The organism is Cohaesibacter sp. ES.047 (assembly GCF_900215505.1).
Classification (GTDB): domain Bacteria; phylum Pseudomonadota; class Alphaproteobacteria; order Rhizobiales; family Cohaesibacteraceae; genus Cohaesibacter.
In genome coordinates, this window is sequence record NZ_LT907844.1 from 1,542,661 (window position 1) to 1,567,887 (window position 25,227).

The following is a 25,227-nucleotide window of genomic DNA, read 5'->3' on the forward strand; positions in this document are numbered from 1 at the left end:
CCAAGGACCAAGACCATGATCAGCATCCCCAAAGTCCCCCGCGTCAGGATCGAAGGAAGAAACGCGTTCGTTCTGTGCATGGTGATGCTGTGCCTCGCTGGAGCGATATACCTGGTGTACCGCTCCGGCTCTCAGCCCAATTCCGCCCCCAATCCCGCCTATGTGCCGCAAATGGCAGAAAAGCCGGTTAAGCTGCCGGATGGACATGCCATCTTTGTGCAGAAATACGAAATCTCCGTTGCGGAGTGGAATGTCTGTCACGCCGAGGGCTTTTGTGCAGAAGAGCTTCGCCCGTCCCGAGGTCTCAGCGCTGCAGACACGCCCGCGACCGGACTGAACTATCTCGACATCCGCCAATATGTTGACTGGGTCTCACAGCGCGCCAATCATCCCTTCCGCCTGCCGACCTCCCAAGAATGGGAATTTATGGCCAGGGATGTGTTGCCTGAAAAGCCGGATCCCATCTTTACCGATCCATCCCTTCGCTGGGCATCGGACTATCTCATCTCAGACAGAAAACCCCGCGCTCTCAAAAAGAAAGGCAGCTTCTCGGTCAACCTGCAAGGGGTGGCCGATCTGGATGGCAGTGTCTGGGAATGGACCGACGATTGCTATGCGGGTGAAGGCGGCAAGGTGTCCAAGGAACGTTGCCCCGCCTTCTATGTGGCGGGCGAACATATGGCTGTCATCCCGTTTCTGGTCAGGGACCCAGCCAGAGGCGGCTGCGCCGTCGGAACGCCGCCTCCGCATCTGGGGTTCCGTATGGTAACCGACAAGAAAATCTAGCCTATCGGGCCAATCTGTTGCTTGTCAGGCTGTTGCAGCCTCAAGGTGCTCCGACAGCAGCGTCTTGGCGATCTCCATGGCCTCCTCGCGAGATGAGGTGAACTTCATCGGATAGCCCCAGAATTTGGCAAAGGCCACACCGAAAGCCTTCATTGCCATGCGCTTGGTGGCGCTTTGCTCAATCACGATCATCGCCAGCACCAGTGTCTGCAGTTCGGCCTTGTGTTTCTTCATCCATAGCACGGTACGCTTCTTTTCTTCCTGACTGTGCTCGTGTTCCTCAGTCGGCGCGTTATCGGACAGGATTACGAATGGCGTGCCGCGCGAAAAGCTCGCCTCCAGCGCCGCGAAGTCCTCATCGTGGTCGTGATCGGGCTCTTCGTCATAGCTCATCCAGACGAACGGAAAATCTGTGTTGTCCAAAGGCATGGTTTGCCTCCTTGAGGGATGGATGGCGGCGCTTTGGGGGGCGCGCCACATGTCAATTCTGCCGGAAAACACTAAGTCAGCCTTCAAATGGCGTCATTGCGCAATCCTGCCATTATATGTTTTAATCCGGCCATAACGAAAAATACTGAGGCCCTTGATGTATCTGGACGTCCGTAGCGATTGGCTTGCCTATGTCGATGATATCCCGCGCGCGCTCGTCGCGGCCAACGCGGTCGCCAGCCTTGAGGCGCTGGAACAATCGCCGCGGCACCTCCATCAGAAAGCGCAGCTGCTTTTCACGGTCCGCGGTGTCATCAATTGCGAAGTTGACGACGCGGTCTGGATCGTGCCGCCGCAATGTGCGGTTTGGATTCCCGGCGGGCTGCCCCATAGCGCTTTCGGCTCGGGTGAGGTGGAGTGCATTTCCCTCTTCATAGACCCTTCCGAGGCACCGAACCTGCCAACCCAATGCTGTACGATCACGGTGTCGAGCTTCCTCCGGCATTTGCTCATGCGGGCCAACACGCTGCCGGAGCTTTACGACGTGGACGGTCCGGACGGCCGGATCGTGTCCGTTATCTTCGATGAGCTGGCTGCCGCGCCGGTCGAAGACCTCCGCCTCCCGATCCCCAGCGACAAGCGCCTGAAGAAGCTTACCGACCTGTTGATCGCGGCACCCGCGGATCATGCAACCGTTGCGGAGTGGGCCTCCCGCATCGCGCTCAGCGAGCGCAGCCTGAGCCGGTTGCTGGCTGAAGAGGTGGGCATGAGCTTTGGCCGCTGGCGCCGGCAGTTGCATGTTATCCTCGCCTTGCGGCGTTTAAGCGCTGGCCAGTCGGTCCAGACTGTGGCGATGGATCTCGGCTATGAAAGCGCCAGCAGTTTCGTGACCATGTTCCGCAAGATGGTCGGCAAACCGCCAAGCCGCTACATGGCCGAGCGGCTCGGGCCTGTGTCTCGTGATCACGGTGAGCGCTAGCCACATGATGGGTTCACGATCAAGAGCTTTTTGCGTTCCCGTCCGGTTTTGGTGCAAAGCCAAGAGCTTACTAGAGACTGGATCAGCATCATTGAGGACGGTTCAGAAGATGTAGACAGCAACGCGGCCTATCCAATCATCAAACTTCAGCAATGCGGATGGTGTGGATGGCTCCTGCACCACCGGCGCCGAAATGCGCCATACTGCAATTGTCATATGCTGTTCGAGAGGAGTCACCCCATGCAAGTTACAACAATCGGCCTTGATTTGGCGAAAAACATATTTCAGGTCCACGGCATTGATGCCAACGGTAAGATAGCATTCAACCGGTCTTTGCGTAGATCTCAAGTCCTCGCATTCTTTAAAAGCCTCAAGCCATGTTTAGTTGGCATTGAAGCCTGCGGTACCAGTCATTACTGGGCACGCGAAATTAGCAATTTAGGTCACCCTGTCAAACTGATCCCACCTGCATACGTCAAGCCATATGTAAAGCGCGGCAAATCTGATGCTGTAGATGCGGAAGCTATCTGCGAAGCCGTAACCCGCCCAACTATGCGATTTGTTGAAATCAAGACCCCGGAGCAGCAAGCAATATTGTCGGTTCATCGCACTCGAAATCTTCTGGTTCGACAACGAACCCAGTTGATCAATATGCTGCGGGCACAATTGGGTGAGTTTGGCATTGTCATCGCGCAGGGTGTTTATCACGCGTTACATTTTGCAAAAGAATGTCTGAACGGAGAACAGCCAGACATTCCCTCAATTGCCAGCGATGTGATTTTCGAACTCTGTGAGCTGTTGCGGCAACTACATGAAAAAATCAACCGTTGTACTCGCCAGATCAAACAAATTGCTAAGAATGAAAGCCGGGTGGCGCTGCTTGAGACAATTCCGGGAGTTGGGCCTGTTATTGCGTCAGCGATTGTTGCAACGATTGGCAGTGGCAAACAATTCAAGAATGGCCGACAGTTTTCTGCTTGGCTGGGGCTTACCCCGCTCAACAAATCGAGCGGTGGGAAAGAGCGGTTAGGTCACATATCCAAGATGGGAGACCAATATATTCGTCGTCTATTATTCCTCGGCATGACTTCCCGTATTCGTAGAATCCAGGCAGAACCGGAGAAATTCGATCCATGGTTTGCAGATATGTTGTCGCGCAAGCCACGCATGCTGGCTGCGATAGCCATGGCCAACAAGACAGCTCGAATGATTTGGGCAGTCCTAACGCGCAACGAACCTTACAAGGTAAGAACAGTCTGAACTGAAACAAACCAAACGAAATAGGATAATTGCAAGACCCACGAAGTGATGGAAATTGTCAGCCCGAAACCAAGAAACCCGAGAAAGGTCCCGAACGCTAGCTGTTCGATATGCGGAATGGGACTTGGTTAGTGGAAACCATCAGGGCCAGCGGCCATGTATGTCGCGTCAACAGGCCGAACACAAGACCGCTTCTGACAATGGAAAACACCAAATAGGACTTGCAAAAAAGGAGCCATCCACACAGGACCTTTCGGACCTTTGCAGTAGCGCCGTATTTCACGCCTCATCGATAAGCCAACTAGTAAAACGGGCGGGAAGCGGACTTCTGCCGTGGAGGTTTGATCTCTGATACTGGCAGCCAAAGCAGCCATTCGAGAGATCTTGAGGTAGGTTTTGACAGTCGCGGTCTGTTCGGAAGGATCACTGCCATTTTCTGTAGATGAAAGAGCACTTTGTTGCTCGTAAAATGCGGTTGTCGCCCACTAGATTCAATTAGAAACCTGCTGGGTAAGAACCGCTGGCTGAACTGAACGCTGGAGACGGCATTCCATCTCCAGAAGACCCCATGGGTTATCGCTCGCCTGCGCCCGAAACCATCAATTAGATGGAACAAAGGCCTGCAACGCTCCAACATTCAGACCGGACCACTCAAGTGGGGTTGATCGCCGAACCGAAGCTCATCATTATTTGTCTTGCCCCCTTGTCCCCCACTTGACATCGGGAAGAACTAAAGACGGATCGGTTGTTGATGGAGTAGCCGTTTTCATTCCCTTGACGAATTTGAAAAGGTCACTGTCTGTTGAAAGAACGAGGGTTGTTTCTCCGGAAATAATGTCTTTGTAGGCCTGCAGAGTGCGGGTGAATTCATAGAATTCAACGGTTTGGAGATCGGTATTGTATGCCTTCGCATAGATGTTGGCGGCGGTCGCATCTGCCACACCGCGGATCTCCTCAACCGCTCGATAGGCCTCAGACTGAATCTTGTTCAGATCTCTAACGCGATTACCTCGAATGCGAGCCGCTTCGCCGTTTCCCTCAGACAGGAAGCGCTCAGCAATCTGGCGTCGCTCGGATATCATGCGGTCATAGATCTTTGGCCGAACGCTTTCGTTGTAGTTGATGCGCTTGAAGCGGATATCAAGAAGCTCAATACCGAAGACGCCAACTTTCTCTGCCGCAGCCTCAAATATCTGTCGTTCCACAAGGGCTCTGCCTTTGCTGATTGGCACCAGTGCGCCGATATCCTGCGCTCGTTCCTCGTCCGTCAGGAGCGTGTCGCGCAAGGGGGTTCGATCCTTGGTTGTTCGAATGATCTCGATTAACTCATGCTTGGCAACCGCATTGCGGGTCTCACTACCAAGAATGTCGTCAAGGCGAGACTGAGCGCTGCGCTCGTCCCGCAAGCGCAGAAAGTACTGAAGTGGTTCGACAATTCGCCAGCGCGCAAAGAGATCTACCGATATATAGAGCTTGTCCTTGGTGGGCATATCAGAGGGGCTGCCATCCCATTCCAGAACGCGACGGTCGATAGGATGAACCTCCTGGATAAAGGGGACTTTCATCTTCAATCCGGCTGTGACGATCGGGTCGCCCACGGGCTTGCCAAATTGAGTAACAATGGCCTGTTCCACTTCGCTGACGGTGTATAACGACCCACTGACAGCAAAGACCAAAGCAATGGTGACCAGTCCTAAAATTGCAGATGTGATTTTCATGGCTGGCTTCCTTGTTGACTACCAAGATTGAGGAGCGGCAAAATGCTACCTGTCGTCTGATCGACTACGATCTTGGACTTGATGCCTGGAAGAACAGACTGCATGGTTTCGATATAAATCCGGCGGCGGGTAACCTCGGGAGCCTTCTTGTATTCGGAATAGAGCGCGGAGAACCGGGCAGCATCTCCCTCGGCTTCATTGACGCGTTTCAGCCGATATCCATCAGCTTCTCGGATCCGCTGATCCTTCTCGCCTTCAGCAAGGGGAATAACCTTGTTATATTCGCGTCGCGCCTCATTGATCAGCCGCTCTTTTTCCTGTTGAGCCTGGTTCACCTCGTTAAAGGAAGACTGAACCGGACCGGGAGGATTGATATTCTTGAGCTGGACCTGATCGATGCTGATGCCCATTGCATATTTTGACGAAAGCGCCTGCATCTTCAATAAGGCTTCACTTTCAATTTCTTGTCGCCCAATGGTGATGACTTCATCGACCGTGCGATCGCCTACCACCTCACGCATGACTGATTCAGACACATAGCGCAGGGTCGCCCGGGGTTCGCGCACCTCAAACAAGAACTTGACCGGGTCCGAAATCCGGTATTGCAGAACCCACTCAACCAGAGCAGCGTTCAGATCTCCGGTGACCATTTCTGTTTCGAGCCGCCCGTCCGTCGGGGTCTGGTAGGCGTCGTTGGCACCCGGTGTGGTGAAGCCGAATTCCTGTTTCAACTGCCGCTTGATCGGGACGATCGTTGCGACGTCGATGCCGAAGGGGAGCTTGAAATGGAGACCAGAAGGTACTTCTGAAGAGTATTTCCCAAATCGCTGTACGACGGCAATCGAGTCGCTTGGAACCGTGAAGTATGATGACCATGCGAACAGTGCCGCCAGGATCACGGCTGCAGCGATTATCACATTGCGCAAGGGGGGCGGACCATTGGGAAAAATGTCTCCGAATTGCGAGAGCCCTTGTCCGAAGAGTGCGTTTAGGTTGCCGGGGTCGGAGCGCCCCTTGGGACTCCATGGCCCTTCATTGTTCGCCTCGTTGTTTTTATCAGGCATTCTCTTTCCTTCTATAGTCGTTACACGGAACATCTATGAACAATGGCATTGGTTAGAGAAGTTTATGCCTTTGAAATGGTGTGCTCGTCATGCACGACACCACCTCGAGGTGAGAGCTCAGCCCTTGGGCTTTTGCTGCTTTGGGGTGGATTTATTAGGGCCAATATTAATTGGCGTGACCTTTGAGTCTTTTTTTATGGCATCTGTTTTTTTGGTCTTTTCAGCCTCAGCGGCCCGGGTTGTCAGATCTTTGAAAGACATAATAGTCATCCTTGTTTTTGCTAAATTAATTTGGAGTTCATATTGATTGGTCTTTACTTTTGGCCTTGAATGCGTCCGATGCGCCGGGTATTGTTGCGCGGGTCAAAAACCCACCAGTGGCCAGAGAAATAGAGTTCCATCGATGCGGCAAAATCACCGAGTGGATAACGGGCCTTGTTCTACGATGTCACTGAGATAGCCAGTACAATAACGCGCGGGTATGTTGAGGCACTAGCAAAGGGTGATGGCCAGGTAAGCAAATCGCGACAGACGCCTTTGCATTCTGCCATCGATCCAGATGCGTTGCGTGTGGCTCGTTCGTGTTCGTTCCGAATGATTTTTGTGAGGGGACGCAGTCACATATTGCCTGAATTTATACCCTGCAGGGCCTTAACGTCTCAAGTAGCCATGTTTTCTCAGAAAGCGGACCACTTTCGCAATAACGGCCATGACAGATAGAGATGCATGACAAGCCTGCGTCTGAGTCGGCTATTTGTCGAGCTTAAGCGCAATGAGGCAGGCTTGAGCCAAATCACGGTTGGGCTTTTCTGCTCCCGGAACAGTCGCCCAGCCACTCTCCATAACAACGTCACGTCGCTTGTAGCTCGATGCGTCCGTGATTTTGGTGAGGGTTGCCTGACGATTCAGGTCTTCGTTGGACTGATCGACACAGACCGGAACAAGGGCTGCGATCACATCGTCATGAGCCATGGACATTGCCATTTTGTTGGAGCCAGACGCTGTCATCCAGCCACCCCATGCAAAGCCTATCACACCAACGCATACTGCGCCAATCACCGCTCCATATAGTCCAGGTTTTAGCCATTCAGGGGATTTCATGTTCATTCTCCTGCGGCAGAAGCACCGCTTTTCTAAGAGCAGGTTACTTCTCCTCAGCAGAACAGGTACTGATCAAGGTTAGCCTAGAAAGACTTTTTGCAGCTTGGACGCGGTCTCTTGCTGGTCGGGACCTCGCAACCAACCCTGTTGAGCTTCAGTTCGAAAGAGCAGGACACGCGCCTAGAAATTGGAATCCGCTCCTAATCTGTAGAAAGATTTCCTTGTCCTGTTATAGGTGCGTATTGCGGCATTCTGAATGCGAGATCTCAGATTTTCAAAGGCTTGCCTATGTGGTTGGCGCTCTTCGCCATAGGTTTTCGTAAGATGATCAAGCGTTTCTAGCGTCATGGAAAAGCGGATTTCCATCAGGCCGTCATATCCGGAAAATCGAACAATCCCTGCGTCTTCATCCACGTTGCAGGTCTGGTTTGGAAAGACTAAGCCCATGATGATTCGACGCTGAAAAACGCCCTCTCTTTATTGGATTTTTGAAGGATGTTGGCTTTTGGTCGCATAGGTGTACTTTCTTCCGATCCGTCCAATGGCCGGGCAACGGTACCAGTCTCTCTCTGGTGCGGTTTCTCGATGGCGCCTCCTTCTTCCTCCCATAGGCACAATGTCACCGGGGTTTGTTTCGAACGCAACGCCTCGATTATTTTCTTCATTGATGTCACCTTTGCTTTTGACTCGTTGTTTGAGATTTAGACAGATCCGAATTTTCCCTCATTGATGAATTGATCTCGTTGCCTGCCTGTTTAGCTCAGCGAGCGTTCTGAAAAGCTGGAATCCCGGTGAACCATCGCAGTCAGTTCGTCCTGAGCGACAGTATATCGTTCCGTTTTGCCTTTGGCGCGGCCGATGGAAGGGACGTCGATGCAAATGGATTTGCAGCGATATGCCATCCATGAGATGCCTTCTATTGCCTCGTCTTCTCGAGTGAGCTTGTAGTCGCCGGGAGGATAGGACTTGTCGGATCCGGAAAACTGGAATGGATGATCGAAATGGATAATTGAGGTTGTAACGCGGTTCTGCATTTGATCCTCCTTGGAAGGGGATGGTTACTTGAGTACTCTCCAGATTATCGCCTCAAAGAGATCGACTATTTGCTTCGGCGCTATCTCAATGAATAGGATATGAAACCAGAAGCTCTTGGGCTGAAACGACGCGCAAACAATACCCAGACACGCCACCATTGCCGGCTATCGATTCCTTACCGAATTCCCTCCTGTGATGATCTTGTTGATCAGATCCGAGATCTGGCGATGTGCTTCGGGATCCGAAGCGTCTTTAATCGCATTCTCATGTGCAGCCGCCGCATCTTCCAAAACCCCAAGGACCTGGGCTTCCGTCATGATCTTTTGATCATTCAGCGCCAAAAGAAGCGACTCGCAGATCGAAAGAGCCGCCTCCCCAGCAACAAGTTGTGTCTCTCTCATGTTTTAGTCCCATCAAGAATTTGGCGCCTATTTATTTCTCCTATCTTCCCAAACATTCGGATATGGTGGACTGATCAAGATCAGCATCTTGAGGTATTTCTCTGAAGACCAAAAGCGTGGCGATGCTATGAAGACGATCCTGAACACGCCAATTGCAGAAAAACTAAGCGCTTTCATTCGACTTTCCGAACAAGAACTAGAGATTTTGGGACAACTTCTCAAACAGAGCAGGAAAGTTCGAGTTGGGCAGGATCTGGTGCATCAAGGTCAGTCAAATCAGGCTGCCTTCATTTTGATGAGTGGCTGGGTCTGCTCCTACAAAATTCAGGCTGACGGGACCCGGCAAATAGTTGATTTCCAGATACCGGGTGATTTTTTGGGAGTAAGAAGTGTTTTGTTTCACACTTCTGATCACAATATCGAAGCCATAACAGAAGTTGAAGTGTGTGAAATCTTGATACCTCGCCTTCTCGATACCTTTGCTCAACACCCACGGCTCGCCATGGCTATGCTCTGGGCATTGTCTAGGGATGAGGCCATGGTGGTCGAGCATCTGGTCAACATTGGGCGTCGTAATTCTGCAGAGCGCATGGCCCATTTTCTACTTGAGCTCGACGCTCGTCTTTCCCTGATTGGGGCTCGCAGCAAAGCCGGATTTACCTGCCCGCTCACTCAACCACTGCTTGCCGACACGCTGGGCTTGAGTGCGGTGCATGTCAACCGGGTTTTAAGACAGTTGCGAGAAGCCGGAATGGCCACGTTTCGCGACGGGCAGGTGGTCTTTGACAATTATGATCGCCTTGTCGAATTTGCTGATTTTGACTCATCCTACCTCGATCAGGCTGGCCCTCTGCTGACATAGACCAACCGGACTACTCGTTTCCACGCCTGGGCTTTCTCCGCAGCATTAACCTCGATCAGTGCGGCATTTTGAAAAGGCTGATAGCTTGCACAGATGACCTCTGGCAAGTGGTCCGGGCTTCATGCCGTGCGGACGCATGGAAAGAAGCAGATCATTCTTCTTGTCTCCCAATTTTCTCAAGCGAAATGACTGCCAGCGGCCATTGGTTTCTGCATTGCTTTGTCATGCCAGTGGCACAGTGTGAAAGGGTTACAATGATACCTCGTTCATTTCTTGCCAATCTAAATAGACAAACCTCCAAGCTTTGGAGAGACACCTCTCCAATCAGAGAAGAATTGTTCAGTGCCGAGCGGCTGGAACTTCATGCGAAAACGCTCGCAGTTGCACAAGTGGTTTCGCCAACCCCTCCGAGAGTGCCCACGCTGCAAAAGCGCCTCAAAGAGAATGCCAATGCGATTCATGCTGCTTATCTTTCCAACGCTGAAGAATTGGAGAACCAACAGAATTTGGTTCCCGCTGCGGAGTGGCTTCTCGATAATTATTATCTGGTAGATGAGCAGATTCGCGCCATTAAAAGCAGCCTCCCTCCAAGCTACTATCAACAGCTGCCCAAATTGATTGATGGACCCCTGGCAGGCTATCCTCGGGTTTTCGGCATAGCCTGGGCCTTTGTTGCACATACAGACAGTCATTTTGATCCCGAGATTTTTCTGAGGTTTATACGCGCCTATCAAACAATCCATCCGCTTTCAATGGGCGAACTTTGGGCGCTGCCGATCACGCTCCGTATTGTTTTGATTGAAAATCTTCGACGTCTGGCAGATCAGATCGTCGCCGGACGAAACAGCCGTATTGCGGCCGACACCCTCGTCGATCAGGTGCTGGTGAAGAAAATCGCTTCTGATGTAGCTCTGGCCGAGATTTCATCGGCCCCTTTGCCCGAACGGTTCGCAGCGCAGCTGGCCAAGCGTCTGCGTGACCATGATGCCGATGACATACCCATATTGGCTTGGCTTGAAGAGCGGCTATCCAGCGAAGGTTGCTCTATTGATGAAGTTGTCTTGCGCTCTCAGCAAAATCTTGGTGCCTCCAACCTGACCGTCCGCAACATAATAACCAGTATGCGCCTGATTTCCGGCATTGAGTGGTCGGACGCGTTTGAAAGCGTGAATCTGGTTGATGTCGAGCTGCGCAAAAGCAAAACTTATGCTCTGATGGACTTCGCGACGCGAGACATGTATCGCGACGCGATTGAGGTTCTGGCACGCAGATCGCCAGTATCGGAAATCGAGGTGACGAGGCAGGTCATGGCGCTGGTTTCAAGCGCGGGCGATGCAGATTCGCAAGACAGCCGCCTCTCAGATCCCGGTTACTATCTGCTTTCAGATGGGCGGCCGCTGCTTGAAACCCAAATAGACTTCAAGCCCCCCATGCGCCTGTCGATACTGCGCTTCAGCCAACGGTTGGGCGTTGGCGGCTATGTCGGTATTATCTCCTGTCTTGCCCTCATGATGCTATGGGCATGCATTTGGGCTTTGAATATCTCAAGTATCCCGGTCGGGATTCTGCTTTGTTTGGCCGGCTTCATTCCCGCAACGGAGGTTTCGACAGCATTCGTAAACCGGTTCGTGACCTGGAGCTTTGGCGCGGTGATCCTGCCCAGCATGGAGTTTGAGCAAGGCGTCTCCATAGACTCGCGAACCATGGTGGTCGTCCCGACCATGCTGAGCAATTCGGAAGAGCTTCTCAGGCAGATCGAACACCTCGAAATCCATTATCTGTCCGGCCCGGAAGACGATCTCACATTTGCATTGCTGCTCGATCGTACGGATGCTGACCAGAAGTTCATCGCTGCGGAAGCTGCCATGATCGCTGATGGCGAGGCCGCGATCTTGCAACTGAACGAACGCTATGGAGCAGGCGTAGCGGGCAAACGTTTTCTTCTTCTCATTAGAGATCGGCAGTTCAATGCGTCTGAAGGCAAATGGATGGGCTGGGAGCGCAAGCGCGGAAAGCTGCAAGAGCTCAACCAATTGCTGCGAGGGGCAAAGGACACCACATTCAATGCTCTCGATGGCACAATCCCATGGGTGCCGGACCAGGTTCGCTATGTAATCACGATGGATGCCGACACCCGATTGCCAAGGGATGCCGCCCGCAAGCTAATCGGCAAAATGGCTCATCCCCTCAATCGTCCGATTTTCGATAAAAAGACACAACGCATTATTCACGGCTACGGCATTCTCCAGCCACGCGTAACCCCTACACTGACAGCCAAGGGGAAGAACACGCTTTTTCACCGGGTCTTTTCTGCACCCGGAGGCATAGACCCTTACTCTTCGGCCATTTCCGATGTCTACCAGGATCTATTTGGTGAGGGCTCTTATACTGGCAAGGGAATTTATGACGTTGATGCCTTTGAGGCGGCTCTGGCAAATCGCATTTCGGAGAATAAGGTTCTCAGCCACGATCTGCTCGAAGGGATATTCGTTCGTTCTGGTCTGGTTTCAGACATTGAAGTCATCGACGATTTTCCCTCTCGCTACGATGTGGCATGCAAACGCCAAGACCGCTGGGTCCGAGGCGATTGGCAATTGCTCCCGTGGGTATTGGCATGGCCCAGCCATATTAAGTCGGTAGATCTGATCGGCTTCGCGAAAATTCTTGACAATTTAAGGCGATCTCTGGTTGCTCCCACTTTGTTGGCGTGTCTCGGGCTGGTTTGGATGCTGCCCTTTTCGTCGGCTCTGTTGGGCACGTGTTTCGTTCTTTGTTCCGTGGCTATTCCCGAATTCGTATCTTGCTTCTTTGCCGTTATTCCCAGGAATATGGGGATACGCATCAATAGCCATTTCCAAATGCTGGGAGCGGAATTCAATGCAGCGGCAATCAAGACCTTGTTGTCGCTTGTCTTCCTGCCTCATCAGGCCGCGATCATGGGGCGCGCCATTATAAAATCAGTCACGAGACTCTATGTGACGCACAGCCATATGCTGCAGTGGGTTACTGCGGCTCAGGCAGAGCTTGCGTGTGAACTGAAGCTTTCGGGGTTTTACCGACTAATGATCGGCGGAACAGCGTTGGGCCTTGTCATGATCGCGGGACTGGCTGCTTTGTCCCTTCAGTCATTGCCGATCACGGGAGTCTTTGCCTGTCTTTGGCTTATCGCTCCCCTCGTTGCTTTTCAGATCAGCCGCACATCTGACAAGGCAAATAACGCCGAATTAACACCGACTGAGAAAGAGCGTCTGCGCGCGATAGCACGCCGCACCTGGCGCTATTTCGAAAGGTTTGTCACTCCCGCTGACAATATGCTTCCTCCTGACAATTTTCAGGAAGACCCCAAGCCTGTCATCGCACACAGGACATCTCCGACAAATATCGGGCTTTATCTTCTATCCGCTGGTGCGGCCTATGATTTCGGGTGGGCAGGAAAAAGCGAGACTGTCGAACGGCTGGAATCTTGCTTTGAAACCCTGCATCGCATGGAGCAATTCCGCGGACATTTCTTCAACTGGTATGACACAACCAACTTAAAGGTTCTCGAGCCAGCTTATGTCTCCACGGTGGATAGCGGAAACCTTGCTGGCCATCTGATCGCTCTGTCAAGAGCATGTGCTGAATGGAAAGCTGACTTACCCATCGCTACAGTGCGAATGGGAATGAACGACACGCTCATGTTGGCGCTTGAGGCATTTGAGACCGTCATGGTCAAGTCTGCCAGCACCGAACGTCTTGGCCTGCTCTATGAAGAACTCAAATCCGGACTGAATGGGGCTCGGGACCTAGAGGTAATCGCGCCAAGATTGGGTCGCATTGCGAGAAAATCGGTTGTGCTGGCAAATGAGGTTTCCATCATTCCGGAAAAAGACCGTATGCCGGACCTGGTCTACTGGACCACAGCGCTATCGCGCAGAATTCGCGAGTTTGAAAGAGACCTGTCCGCTTCCCCAGAGGTGCGGGATCATTTGAGCCTTCGTTTGGACGCTATGGCTGATGAAGCGCGAAACATGGCGTTGGCCATGGATTTCACATTCCTCTTTGTCCAAAAGCGGAAACTGCTCTCCATCGGTTATGCGCGTGCCGAGAACAAGCTTGATGAGAATTGCTATGATCTTCTCGCTTCCGAAGCCAATCTTGCGAGCTTTGTAGCCATCGCAAAAGGGGATATTCCGACACGCCACTGGTTCAGGCTTGGCCGACAATCGGTGCCAGACAAAACCGGGTCCGCTCTCGTTTCCTGGTCAGGATCGATGTTTGAATATCTGATGCCTTCTCTGGTGATGCAGGCTCCCACTGATAGCCTTCTCAATGACACCAACCGTCGCATTGTGGCACTTCAGCAAGGCTATGGCAGAAAGCTGAACCTGCCTTGGGGCATCTCTGAATCTGCGTTTAACGCCCGGGATATTGAGTTTACCTATCAGTATTCCAATTTTGGGGTTCCCGGTTTGGGGTTGAAGCGCGGGCTTTCGGAGAACCGTGTGATCGCTCCCTATGCGACGGGGTTGGCCGCGATGTTCGACGCCCGCAATGCCTCGATCAACTATGATCGGATAGCTGATATGGGAGGCTCTGGACCTTACGGATTTTACGAGGCCCTGGATTTTACGCAATCCCGATTGCCCGACGGGCAGAAAGTGGCAATCGTCCGCAACGTGATGGCCCATCATCAGGGCATGACCATTGTTGCCATCGCCAACGTTATGCATGATGGGCTCATGCGATCCCGTTTTCACAGTGATCCACTCATCATGGCCAGCGAACTTTTGTTGCAAGAACGCAGGCCGCGTTATGTGCCTCTGGTTCATCCCGGAGCCGAAGAAGTGAAAGCCTCAACTGAAGAGGCCATATTCAACGAGCCCACAATCCGGCGCTTCAAGTCTCCACTGGTTGGGGCACCAATTACCCATTTGCTCTCAAATGGCAGCTATAGTGTGATGTTGACAGCACGCGGCGCCGGTTACAGCCGGTGGGGTGAGATTGCCATCACGCGCTGGGGTGAGGATTCCACCTATGAAAATTTCGGGTCTTTCATCTTCCTAAAAGATGTCGATTCCGGTTCTGTTTGGTCTCCTGCCGGTCATTTGGCCAAACGAGACCTGAAACAACAGCAAGCGGTCTTTGCTGAGGATTATGGAGAGTATTCCTGCCGCAACGGATTGCTCTCCTGCCGAATGGATGTGCTGGTTTCGGGTGAAGATGATGGTGAAGTGCGACGGATAACGCTCTCCAATGCGGGGCTAAGAGCGCGTCATATTGAAGTCACGTCCTATAGCGAGTTGGTTCTTGCTTCCCCGGTATCGGATGCCGCTCATCCGGTCTTTTCCAAGATGTTTGTTGAAACGGAATATCTGCCCGAATTTGGGGGACTCTTGGCACATCGTCGTCTTCGTTCACCAGACGAGCCTGAAGTTTGGGCCACTCACTTTGCAATTGTGGAAGGGGAAATAGCGCAAGAGCCACAATATGAAACGGACAGGCTGAAGTTTTTTGGGCGCAATCGCTCGCTTGCCAACGCAAAAGCTTTAAACGACAAGGCTTCGCTTTCCAATACAACGGGTACAGTTCTGGATCCGATCTTTTCCCTAAGGCATCGGGTCAGCATCGCTCCCGGCGAAACATTGCACATCACTTTTTGGACGTTGGTGGCAGCGTCTCGTTCCGAGTTGATGAATTTGCTTGATAAGCATCACGACCACAATTCCTATGATCGAGCAAAAACTTTGGCTTGGACACAGGCGCAGGTGCAATTGCGCCACCTGAACGTGTCTTCAAGCGAAGCGGCAGATTTCCAGAGTTTGACCTCGGCACTTCTCTATTCAGATGCCCGATTCCGTGCGTCTGCTTCAGTGGTCGCCAGTGGGGCTGGACGCCAATCAGCGCTGTGGCCATTGTCAATTTCCGGAGACCTTCCCATCGTCCTGTTACGGATATCAGACATGGATGGCTTGCCGCTCGTGAGGCGGCTGCTTCGTGCCTATGCCTATTGGCGTATGAAAGGGCTCCATATTGATCTCATCATATTGAACGATCTTTCAACCAGCTACATCCAGGATTTGCAGTCCGCAATACAAACGGCAATGAGATCGTCTCAGATCCGCAATGAAAATGAACAAGGATCTGTCTTGCTTCTGCGCTCAGACCAGATCAGTTTGGAAGCAAAATCCCTTCTGGTTTCGGTTGCGCGCGTGTCGCTTGTAGCCAATCACGGGTCCCTATCTGAGCAATTGGGCCGTATTTTCCAGCCGGACCAAGCGTCAAGGACTGGTGTTGGCAGTGCATCTCCTATTCCAGTCATTGTCTCAGACCAGGACCTCTTGCCTCAGCCAAAGGATCTGGAATTTTTCAACGGGATTGGAGGCTTCGATAAAGATGGCACAGAATATGTCATCACTCTGAAGGATAACGACACTACGCCTGCACCATGGATCAATGTGATTGCCAATCCACATTTCGGCTTTCAGGTCTCGGAGACGGGGAGCGGATATTGCTGGGCAGAGAATAGCCGCGAGAACCAGCTAACGCCGTGGTCCAATGATCCGGTTGCCGATCCTGCGGGTGAGGCAATTTATATCCGCGATGAGGAAAGCGGTGCGGTTTGGTGTCCAACCGCTCAGCCCATTCGTGACAAAGGCATCTACATAACGCGCCACGGGTTCGGCTACAGCTCGTTCGAGCATGCCGCAGGTGGTATCCATTCCAATCTGGTGCAATTTGTTCCTCTGTCAGATCCGATCAGGATTTCCAAGTTAACATTGACCAACAGATCCAACCGGAGGCGGCACCTGTCCGTCACCCTCTATAATGACTGGGTTCTGGGCTCATCCCGGGTCAAGTCCGAGCCTTTCATTCTAAGCGAGCGAGATGAAGATACCGGCGCTCTGTTTGCAACCAAACCGTGGAATACAGCCTTCCCCGATAGGGTTGCATTTGCTGATTTTAACGGTCTTCAGCAGGAATGGACCGCAGATCGAACCGGCTTTATCGGACGAAACAGCAGCCTCGCCCATCCGGAAGCCATGAGAGGTAAAAATGCACTCTCTGGCACCATGGGTGCGTGCCTTGATCCGTGTGCAGCACAGCGCACCACCATTGTGTTGGAACCGGGTGAGAGCCATGATTTTGTCTCCCTTCTTGGACAAAGTCGCACCAGAGAGGGCGCCCGTGAAGTTATCACCCAATACCGCACCTGTGATATCGATGCGTGTCTGTCCGGGGTTCAACGCTATTGGAAGGATAGTTTGGGAGCGGTTCAGGTTAAAACCCCCGATCGTGCCATGGACATCATGCTCAATGGTTGGCTCCTCTATCAGACGCAAGCTTGTCGCATCTGGGCGCGCTCTGGATTTTATCAGGCAAGTGGAGCCTATGGGTTCCGAGACCAGATGCAGGACCATATCGCACTGACCTTCTCTCAACCGGAGGAAACGCGAAAGCATCTTCTCCTTGCTGCCGGAAGGCAGTTTGTGGAAGGTGACGTCCAGCATTGGTGGCTCCCTCATTCGGGCCAAGGGGTCAGAACGCATATTTCCGATGACCGGGTGTGGCTTGCCTTTGCCACGGCAACTTATATAGCCCAAACCGGGGATGAGGCCATTCTTGATGAGGAATTGCCGTTTCTGGATGGTCCTCTGTTGGCGGCAGGGACCCATGATGCCTTCTTCGTGCCGGACATTTCGGACGAAACAGGAAGCCTGTTTGAGCATTGCGCCCGTGCGCTGGATTTGTGTCTGGCGTTAATGGGAGAAAACGGTTTGCCGCTGATCGGCACGGGCGATTGGAATGATGGCATGAACCGTGTTGGTGAAGCAGGCAAGGGAACCAGCGTCTGGCTCGGCTGGCTGCTTTTGCGGAGCATCGATCTTTTCGCACCGCTGGCTGAAAAACGAGACCCTGACCGGGCCAAACTCTGGACTGCGCATGCAGCCTCCTTGCTCGTGTCTCTTGAACAAACGGCTTGGGATGGAAAATGGTATCGCCGGGCAACCTATGATGACGGCATGTGGTTGGGATCTTCTGCCAGTGAAGAATGTAAAATCGACTCCATCGCCCAATCATGGGCCGTCTTGTCTGGCGCGGCAGACAGGGAGCGGGCGCGAATGGCCATGCTCTCTCTCGATCAACACCTTGTTCTGAGGGACGAGGGGTTGGCGCTGCTGTTCACGCCACCGTTCGATCAATCAGCCAGTGATCCCGGTTATATCCAGGGCTATCCGCCGGGGTTACGCGAGAATGGCGGACAATATACCCATGCGGCAATGTGGGCGATCCTTGCCTTTGCACAATTGGGGGAAGGCGAGCAGGCACACTCACTTTTCTCGTTGGTCAATCCCATCAATCATGCACTTACACCAGAGGCAACAGAGCGATACACGGTGGAACCTTATGTGATTGCCGCAGATGTTTATTCTGTCGCCCCGCATGTCGGACGGGGAGGGTGGACCTGGTATACGGGATCGGCCGGTTGGATGTATCAGGCTGGCATCTCGGGCATTCTTGGCTTGAGGCGAGAAGGGAGCACTCTGATTATTGCTCCCTGCATTCCGAAAGGCTGGCCGGGCTTTGATCTTCATGTGCGGGTCGATGAAACGGACTATGACATTGCCGTTTCGCAGACTTTTGTAGACGGAGAGGACGGAGTAATCGCCACTCTGGACGGCGCTCCATGCCCGGCGACCCACAACAGCGTAAGCGTTCAATTGGACAAGGAACATCATAGCCTGCAATTGGAATTGCAAAGACAAAAGGGGTGAGCAGACTTTGTGAACGCGCAAAATCCTGATGTGTTGGTGCTCTACGAGCACCAACGGGTTGAGCGTGTCAGTCGTTCGGCACATGACGGGAGGTTCTATCTCTTCGTCCGTCTTCGGTAACAACCAAACTTCTTATCTTTTGCTGTGTCCGCCCACCGGTCACATCGTGACTAAAAATGCAACATTTTGTTCGAGTGGCAGGAATGAGAAAGTTGCCCTGCGGAATTTGCTGACAGACGAACGGCAGGATAGAGTCTGGGATTTCAGCATGCCAATTTTTGCACCCATGAATGACCCATAAATCTCAATGTACACCTTGGGCTCACTGCTGTCGTTCAGCCAAGGTGTCAAGACGCCGATGCGTTTGCTGGAAAATGGCAATTGAGCATAAAAACGCCTCCGCACAGGGACTGTGTTGCGGAGGCGTTCTCTTTTTTGGGTGTTAAGCGTTTGCTGGCGTGTCGAACGCGGTTACAGCAGGTGCTTCGCCTTCATATTTCTCGAGATCGGCCATGCAGGTGCAGGCAGACGTTGCCTGACCAAGCTTGGACGTCGGAATATCTGGCGTCAGGATGTTCGGGTCACCATATTTACAGATCGAACCCGGTTCGCTGGCATCTGCGGGATCGTACCAGGCACCTTCCTGCAACTGAACGACACCGGGTCTGATTTCGTCCGTCACAACCGCACCGGCAAGGCACTGACCGCGATCGTTGAAGACGCGGACAACATCACCGGATTTGATGCCTTTCGCTTCAGCATCTTTCGGGTTGATCCAGATTGGTTCGCGGCCTGCGACATTGTAAATCTTGCGCAGTTTGGCACTGCCATTCAACTGCGAGTGCATCCGGTATTGCGGATGGTTCGAGTTGACGTGGAAGGGATGTTTGGTGTCTTTCTGACCCAACCATTCCATTGGCTCAAACCAAGTTGGATGCGCAGGGCAGTCGTCATAGTTGAATTTCTCGATGGTCTTGGAATAGATCTCAATCAATCCGGACGGGGTGGGCAGAGCGTTGATGAGCGGATCGTCGCGGAAATCGGTGTATTTGGTCCGACGCAGTGCAGCTTCCGGTGTTTCAAACTCGACCACGCCATCGCCTTCCCAGAAGGTATCGAAGTCAGGCATGTCGACATTTATTCTCTTGGCCTGAGAGAGGGCTTCTTCATAGATTTCCCTGACCAGATCGAGATCGGTTTTGCCGCCGGAGAATTCCGGCTCGACGCCGAGACGTTTTGCCAGAGCCGTGAAAATGTCAAAGTCATTCCGCGATTCGAAAACCGGCTCGATGATTTTCTTCATGGCAACGATGGCGCGATTGGCCACAATGCCGACGACGTCGATATCATTGCGTTCGAAGGAGCTGGTTGCCGGAAGGACGATATCGGCATGGCGAGCCGAAGCGGTCCACTGATAGTCCTGAACGATGAAGGTTTCGAACTTCTTGAACGCTTCAACCATCCGGTTATGATCTTGGTGATGATGCAGCGGGTTACCGCCCACCCAATAGCAAAGCTTCACATCAGGATAACGATGGACTTTGCCATTGTGATCATATTCTTCGCCGGGATGCTCGAGCATATCGACAATACGCGCGCAAGGAATGCTATTGGTGCCTTTGTCTTCAGGCCATTCCTTGATTTCCTTGCGTTTGCCGATTTTGAGCGAAGAGCCGCCCAGTTTCGGTGCTTTCGCAAAGGGGGCGCCGGGGTTGTCGAGATGATAACGCTGGCAGAAGCCACCGCCGGAGAGACCGATCTGGCCGATCATGGCAGCGAGCGTTACGAAGGCCCATGGGAACTGCTCACCATATTGCTGACGCTGTGTTGCCCAACCAGAGACCAGCATCGTACGGCCAGCAACCATGCGGCGTGCGAGGTCGCGAATGGTCTCTGCAGAAAGTTCGCAGCGTTCAGCGGCCCAGTCTGCGGTTTTTTCAACGCCGTCTTCCTTGCCGAGCAGATAGTCCGAGAAGACATCAAAGCCCGTGGTGTAGTTTTCAAGGAATTCCGTGTCGTGCAGATCTTCAACCAGCAAGGTGTGCGCCAGGCCGAGCGCGAGCGCCACGTCAGAATGCGGACGAACCTGTTGCCATTCCGCGTCGAGGACCTTGCAGCCTTCGGTTTTGACTGGATCGATGAAGATGGCTTTCTTGCCAGCCTTCTTCATGTCTTCGAACCAAGCCCATTCGCCGTGATCCGGAATGGCAGCGGAGATTTGGTTGTTCTTGAGCGGGTCGGATCCCCAGAAGACAATAAGATCCGTATCGTCAATGATCGTCTGGTGCGTTGACTGGGGACCGAATGCATCCACCTGACCAAGAACATAAGGCATGATGGCTTCGATGCCGGCCTTGGAATAGTTACTGGAAGAAACCACACTGCCGCCAGTCAGATTCATCAGGCGTTTCAGCATGGTCTGGCCGTTGCTGACACGTCCGTTGGAGCGCCAGCCATAGGTGCCGGTATAGATTCCCCAAGGACCGATTTCATCCTGCACGCGCTGGATTTCGCCCGCGACAAGCTCAAGAGCCTTATCCCAGCTTACGCGAACGAAGTCACCCGTACCGCGGGTTTCCGGAGAGGCGCCCGGACCATTTTCCAGCCATGCGCGACGAACCATCGGATAGCGAACACGGGTCGGGGAATAGACAATGTCCTGCACACCGGGAAGCATTGGCGACGGGCGCGGATCACCTTCCCAAGGACGCAGGGAAACAAACCGGCCATTTTCAACTTTTGCCCAGAAGGCACCCCAGTGTGACGCCTGAATATGTTCGCCATCAGCAACAGCTGCTTTGGCTGCGCCCAGACCGAATGGAAGGCCGGACAGGGCTCCATAGGCGGCGATTGATGATGTGGCGGTCAGAAACCGACGTCTTGACAGTGTAAAATGACTAGATGAACTCATAGTCTTCTCCTCACTTTTCTCGATAATCTATTAAAGTCTCAATGAAATTCAGGACGCGTTGCGTATTTCATCCGGTTCGATAACCGAAAGCAGGCGCACCAGAATTCCGGCAAGGGTCGCGTAGAATTTCGACGGGTCGTGCATGGCACAGTTTTGGGCGAACGCCGGAATCCAGCCGTTCAAGCGAACGAGCATGTCGTCGATGGCTTTTTTCTCGTCAACGTCGAAGATTGTGGCATCAAGGCGGATCAGTTGTTCCAGATAGGACAACTCAATGCAGATGTGATCCGGTGGCTCGGAGAAGGTTTCATCCCTTTTCAAGCCCCTCTGTGCGAGCAGACGGGTCATTTCCATTTCAGGTTCCTGAAACAGCCGGCCCGTACCGATATGAGCGGATTCGATTGGCGTCGTGCCGGTGGCGCCCCCAATGCCCAAAAACAGATGGCAGTAGCTTCGGTTGAGCAGTGATACAGCCTCTTCATCACCGTCTGCGCCCATCAGGATGGACCGCAGCTGTGATACATCCTTGGAAAACTTTGGCATTCCATAAAGCGCAGGCAATAGGGTCTCGCAATTTTCGTTCCGCATGCTCTGGATTTCATCCCGCTCCAGAGGAGCGCCGAAATATCCCGAAATCTCAGACAGGATATCGGCACAAGAAGCGGGTTCGATGAAGTCTTTTTTCATGACGTCTCCTTTGCCCACGGGCTCAGTGCTTCTCGTCCGTTGGGACGTGATATTGCAGATAGGACTTGAGGAAATAGACCTCTGGCTTGCTGAGGCTGGTGTAGGATTTCATGCCATCGACCATGCCGAGCCACTGTGTGGCGGTATAGTGATCGATTGCTGGCAGGCTGTGGCAGGCGCCGCAGACCGACTCGTACATTTCTGCGCCGTAGGCCCACATGGCCTTTTCGTCAGAGACGAGATTGGTCGGTTTCATCCAGCCTTCAAGGGCAACCTTTTTCCAGTTATACTCGGTGTCCTCGTCGAAGGCTTCGCCGTGCACTTCTGCGGTCTTGGCGAGGCCCGCAGTCAAAGCAGCCTGCAAGATGCGTTCGCCTTGCCGGGCAACGAGCACGCGTTCAACACCTTCGCGCTGCCAACCGTCGATGGCCACCTTCAACAGCCCATCCTTGCGCTCGACCACCTTGAGTTTGGTACCCGGCAGCACGGTGCCATCTTTTTTGCCGCCCGAAGAAGCCTTGTCGGCATCACCCCAAATTTGCGACATGGCCAATGTAAACAGCTCATCAGCGTTGCCTTGTTCTTTCGCGGACTTGGCTTCCAAGTCTTCAAACATGGAGCGGAAACCGGCACTCATGTCTGGCAGCTTATGCGCAATTCCCTTGTGGCAACTGATGCAGGTCTGGCCAGTTTCGGCCGCTTTCTGCATCTGCTTGGCTGCTTTCTCGCTCTGGTGAGCAAAGTCCATCGTGTCAAAGGAATGGCAGCCTTTGCAGGAATTGCTGTTATTGGCTTCCATGCGCGCCCAGACGCGTTTTGCCAGCTCGAGCCGCTTGGCCTCAAATTTCTCAGGAGTGTCAATCGTGCCAAGAAGATGGTGATACAATTCGTTGAGTGCGGCGGTCTTGCGCACCATTTTGCCGGCAAAATCCTGAGGCAAGTGGCAATCTGCGCAGGTCGCTCTCACGCCTGATGGGTTGGAATAGTGGATCGATGCCTTGTATTCCGGGAGGACATTTTCCCTCATTTCATGGCAGGACGTGCAGAATTCTAGGCTGGTTGTCGCCTCCATCGTGGTATGAAACCCGGCGACAAACAGCAAAGTCGCCACGACTGACACCAGTACAGCGACACCGATAGCTACTCGTCTTGTTAGCAATGCCCAAATCGACGCTAAGGGATTCTTCATATATTCTACTCTCTGGAAAGTAATTCTGCGTAGTTGTTGACTTGCCAGAGAATATACGACAGCATTGTAAAGCTAGAGCTGCATGAGTATTAATGTAATACTCTCAATTGTTAACGAAAAAAGCCGGCGATGACACAAAACCAGTTCAGATATAATCCCGCTAACCTTAAAGTTGCAGTCGTCGATGATGAACCAATCATTCAGGAGACACTGTGTTCGTACCTCGAAAAGGAAGGATATCAGGTCTACAGCCTTGATTGTGCAGAGAAACTGCGTGTTCTGATGGAAAAGCAGACGTTGGATTTGATTTTGCTGGATATTCGCCTGCCCGACGGCGATGGCTTGTCTCTGATGAGCGAATTGCATTCAAAATACGACGTTGCGGTCATATTGGTGACCAGCAAGGGAGAAGAGGCCGATCGCATTATCGGGCTGGAGCTTGGAGCTGACGATTACGTGACCAAACCCTTCTCTCTTCGGGAGCTGGAGGCAAGAATTCACTCTGTCTTGCGCCGAACCCTGAAACGTTCAGAGCCCAAACCGATTGTTGGCGTGAAACAATTCGCCGGCTGGTCTATCGATTTGGACGGGCATCGTCTGACGAACCCGGCAGGAGAGTTGACGCGCCTCACCCATGCGGAATTTCAATTGCTTGCCATGTTGATAAAGAGTGCAGGGCGCGTGCTTTCCCGGTCTGACCTGATCACGGCCATTGGCGGGCATGAATGGAACCCAAATGATCGCACCATCGATGTCCTGATCCGTCGATTGAGAAGCAAGATCGAGCCCAACCCGAGAAAGCCCAGCTACATCATGACCGAATATGCATTGGGCTATTATTTCGCTGAAAAAGTGTCTCATACCAAGGGCGTGAAGTTCTGACTCTTTAGGGATTCCATTTTTAGCACTGGCGTGATTCAACATGGCAAAGGAGATTTTGCCATGTCTGCCGCTTTGATTCTTAGCGATGCTTTTGACGCCGATAGTTTGCGCCGTCTTGCCAAAGGATGCCGCAATGCCAAACAGAGCCGCCGCCTACTGGCCATTGCGGCTGTCTATGACGGCATGAACCGTGCTGATGCCGCCAAAGTCGGCGGTATGGACCGCCAGACTTTGCGAGATTGGGTTCTTCGCTTCAATGAGCAAGGCACCGATGGTCTTGTCGACATCAAAGCAACCGGCGCTCCCATGCGCTTGAGCCCAGAACAGCTCGAAGAGTTTGTTGCTATCGTTGAAACCGGTCCTGATCCTGAGAAGGACGGCGTCTCTGTCTGGCGTAGCCAGGATCTGGTGCGTGTGATCCAAGAGCGGTTTGGGGTCTCCTACAAGGAACGTGGAGTACGGGATCTTTTGCGCCGCATGGGGTATGTGCGCATATCTGGTCGACCTCAACATCCAGAACAAAAGCCTGAAGTCATTGATGCTTTCAAAAAAACTTCTCCGCAACGTTGGCAGCGCATGTAGGCCATTTGCCAAAGAACAAGCCCATCGAGATTTGGTGGCAAGATGAGGCTAGGCTTGGTCAGAAGAATGGACTGGCCCGACTATGGGCAAAAAAGGGAACCAGACCACGTCTGCCAGCCGATCAGCGATATAAAAATGCCTATCTGTTCGGTGCAATATGTCCAGCGCGTGGCGTTGGCGCGGGATTGATGATGCCTTTTGCAAATACACAGGCCATGCAAATGCACCTCGAAGAAGTCTCAAGGACAGTGGCGCGCGGCGCTCATGCCGTGGTGCTGATGGATCGTGCCGGATGGCATACGACAAGCAGACTCAACGTGCCCAAGAATATCACCATCCTCCTGTTGCCTTCCAAATCACCGGAACTGAACCCAGTTGAGAATATTTGGCAGTATCTGCGCGGTACCTTCCTGTCCAATCGGGTCTTCGAAGACTATGCCGCCATTCTTGATGCTGGTTGCCAAGCATGGAAGAGCCTCTCCGCCAACCCAACCATCATCCATTCAATAGGTATGAGAAAATGGGCTCAAGAAGGTCAGAATTAAATGCCGTTGGTATCAAGCCTGAAGTCTAGACGCTTTGGGG

19 protein-coding genes are annotated in these 25,227 nt (G+C 52.7%); 7 read left to right on the plus strand and 12 right to left on the minus strand.

Going from position 1 to position 25,227, the window contains the following annotated elements:
• The first annotated feature begins 15 nt into the window (after window positions 1–15).
• The gene (locus tag CPH65_RS06940; RefSeq protein WP_197703974.1) at window positions 16–786 is read left to right on the plus strand and encodes an SUMF1/EgtB/PvdO family nonheme iron enzyme; all 771 of its coding nucleotides are present in this window, start codon (window positions 16–18) and stop codon (window positions 784–786) included.
• A gap of 24 nt (window positions 787–810) precedes the next feature.
• Here the strand turns inward: CPH65_RS06940 and CPH65_RS06945 are convergent, their stop codons facing one another.
• The gene (locus CPH65_RS06945) at window positions 811–1,215 is read right to left on the minus strand and encodes a hypothetical protein (RefSeq protein WP_096172827.1); all 405 of its coding nucleotides are present in this window, start codon (window positions 1,213–1,215) and stop codon (window positions 811–813) included.
• Window positions 1,216–1,372: 157 nt separating this feature from the next.
• On the opposite strand from CPH65_RS06945, the gene CPH65_RS06950 reads away from it, so the two are divergent.
• Together CPH65_RS06950 and CPH65_RS06955 are read left to right on the plus strand one after the other, a co-directional pair.
• Entirely contained in the window at window positions 1,373–2,194 is an 822-nt protein-coding gene (locus tag CPH65_RS06950) for a helix-turn-helix domain-containing protein (protein WP_096172828.1), read from the plus strand.
• Between the two features lie 240 nt (window positions 2,195–2,434).
• Entirely contained in the window at window positions 2,435–3,454 is a 1,020-nt protein-coding gene (locus CPH65_RS06955) for an IS110 family transposase (protein ID WP_096176279.1), read from the plus strand.
• Between the two features lie 686 nt (window positions 3,455–4,140).
• Here CPH65_RS06955 and hflC read toward each other — a convergent pair.
• The 8 genes from hflC to CPH65_RS06995 all read right to left on the minus strand — a co-directional run bounded on the left by hflC (window position 4,141) and on the right by CPH65_RS06995 (window position 8,773).
• Window positions 4,141–5,172 (minus strand): protease modulator HflC, encoded by a 1,032-nt coding sequence (hflC, locus tag CPH65_RS06960; protein ID WP_096172829.1) that lies wholly within the window; start codon window positions 5,170–5,172, stop codon window positions 4,141–4,143.
• Window positions 5,169–6,236 carry an FtsH protease activity modulator HflK gene (gene hflK / locus CPH65_RS06965; RefSeq protein ID WP_096172830.1) on the minus strand — a complete coding sequence of 356 codons (1,068 nt, stop codon included), beginning with the start codon at window positions 6,234–6,236 and terminating at the stop codon, window positions 5,169–5,171. The genes hflC and hflK overlap by 4 nt, the downstream gene beginning before the upstream one ends.
• Window positions 6,237–6,353: 117 nt before the next feature.
• Window positions 6,354–6,497, minus strand: a complete 144-nt coding sequence (locus CPH65_RS23785; RefSeq protein WP_172891473.1) for a hypothetical protein — start codon at window positions 6,495–6,497, stop codon at window positions 6,354–6,356.
• Window positions 6,498–6,986: 489 nt separating this feature from the next.
• Window positions 6,987–7,337, minus strand: coding sequence for a hypothetical protein (locus tag CPH65_RS06975; RefSeq protein WP_096172831.1), 351 nt, complete (start codon window positions 7,335–7,337; stop codon window positions 6,987–6,989).
• A 180-nt stretch (window positions 7,338–7,517) separates the two neighbouring features.
• On the minus strand, window positions 7,518–7,784 hold the full coding sequence (locus CPH65_RS24975; protein ID WP_096172832.1) for a DUF1488 family protein: 267 nt from the start codon (window positions 7,782–7,784) through the stop codon (window positions 7,518–7,520).
• A complete protein-coding gene (locus tag CPH65_RS06985) occupies window positions 7,775–8,002 on the minus strand; it encodes a hypothetical protein (protein WP_096172833.1) in 228 nt (75 codons plus the stop codon). Before CPH65_RS06985 ends, CPH65_RS24975 begins: the two co-directional genes overlap by 10 nt.
• 90 nt (window positions 8,003–8,092) lie before the next feature.
• The gene (locus CPH65_RS06990; protein ID WP_096172834.1) at window positions 8,093–8,371 is read right to left on the minus strand and encodes a hypothetical protein; all 279 of its coding nucleotides are present in this window, start codon (window positions 8,369–8,371) and stop codon (window positions 8,093–8,095) included.
• 165 nt (window positions 8,372–8,536) lie between these two features.
• On the minus strand, window positions 8,537–8,773 hold the full coding sequence (locus tag CPH65_RS06995; RefSeq protein ID WP_096172835.1) for a hypothetical protein: 237 nt from the start codon (window positions 8,771–8,773) through the stop codon (window positions 8,537–8,539).
• A 127-nt stretch (window positions 8,774–8,900) separates the two neighbouring features.
• Here CPH65_RS06995 and CPH65_RS07000 point away from each other — a divergent pair, with 127 nt between their 5' ends.
• Window positions 8,901–9,635 carry a Crp/Fnr family transcriptional regulator gene (locus CPH65_RS07000; RefSeq protein WP_096176280.1) on the plus strand — a complete coding sequence of 245 codons (735 nt, stop codon included), beginning with the start codon at window positions 8,901–8,903 and terminating at the stop codon, window positions 9,633–9,635.
• A 752-nt stretch (window positions 9,636–10,387) separates the two neighbouring features.
• Window positions 10,388–18,391, plus strand: coding sequence for a GH36-type glycosyl hydrolase domain-containing protein (locus tag CPH65_RS07005; protein WP_244574558.1), 8,004 nt, complete (start codon window positions 10,388–10,390; stop codon window positions 18,389–18,391).
• A 442-nt stretch (window positions 18,392–18,833) separates the two neighbouring features.
• Here the strand turns inward: CPH65_RS07005 and torA are convergent, their stop codons facing one another.
• From torA to CPH65_RS07020, 3 genes are read right to left on the minus strand one after another with little or no spacing between them, the layout of a single operon-like run.
• Entirely contained in the window at window positions 18,834–21,302 is a 2,469-nt protein-coding gene (gene torA / locus CPH65_RS07010; protein WP_096172837.1) for a trimethylamine-N-oxide reductase TorA, read from the minus strand.
• 48 nt (window positions 21,303–21,350) lie between these two features.
• Complete coding sequence (locus CPH65_RS07015; protein ID WP_096172838.1) at window positions 21,351–21,989, minus strand: molecular chaperone TorD family protein; 639 nt, start codon at window positions 21,987–21,989, stop codon at window positions 21,351–21,353.
• Window positions 21,990–22,011: 22 nt separating this feature from the next.
• Complete coding sequence (locus CPH65_RS07020) at window positions 22,012–23,148, minus strand: NapC/NirT family cytochrome c (protein WP_244574559.1); 1,137 nt, start codon at window positions 23,146–23,148, stop codon at window positions 22,012–22,014.
• Window positions 23,149–23,307: 159 nt separating this feature from the next.
• Between CPH65_RS07020 and CPH65_RS07025 the strand changes: the two genes are divergently transcribed.
• Both CPH65_RS07025 and CPH65_RS07030 read left to right on the plus strand, forming a co-directional pair.
• Window positions 23,308–24,060, plus strand: coding sequence for a response regulator transcription factor (locus tag CPH65_RS07025; protein ID WP_096172840.1), 753 nt, complete (start codon window positions 23,308–23,310; stop codon window positions 24,058–24,060).
• Window positions 24,061–24,120: 60 nt separating this feature from the next.
• Window positions 24,121–25,187, plus strand: a protein-coding gene (locus CPH65_RS07030; protein ID WP_096171592.1) for an IS630 family transposase whose coding sequence is annotated in 2 segments (ribosomal slippage) — window positions 24,121–24,625 and window positions 24,625–25,187 — 1,068 coding nt in all. Because the reading frame shifts where the segments join, the coding sequence is not laid out codon by codon here.
• Window positions 25,188–25,227 lie beyond the last annotated feature (40 nt).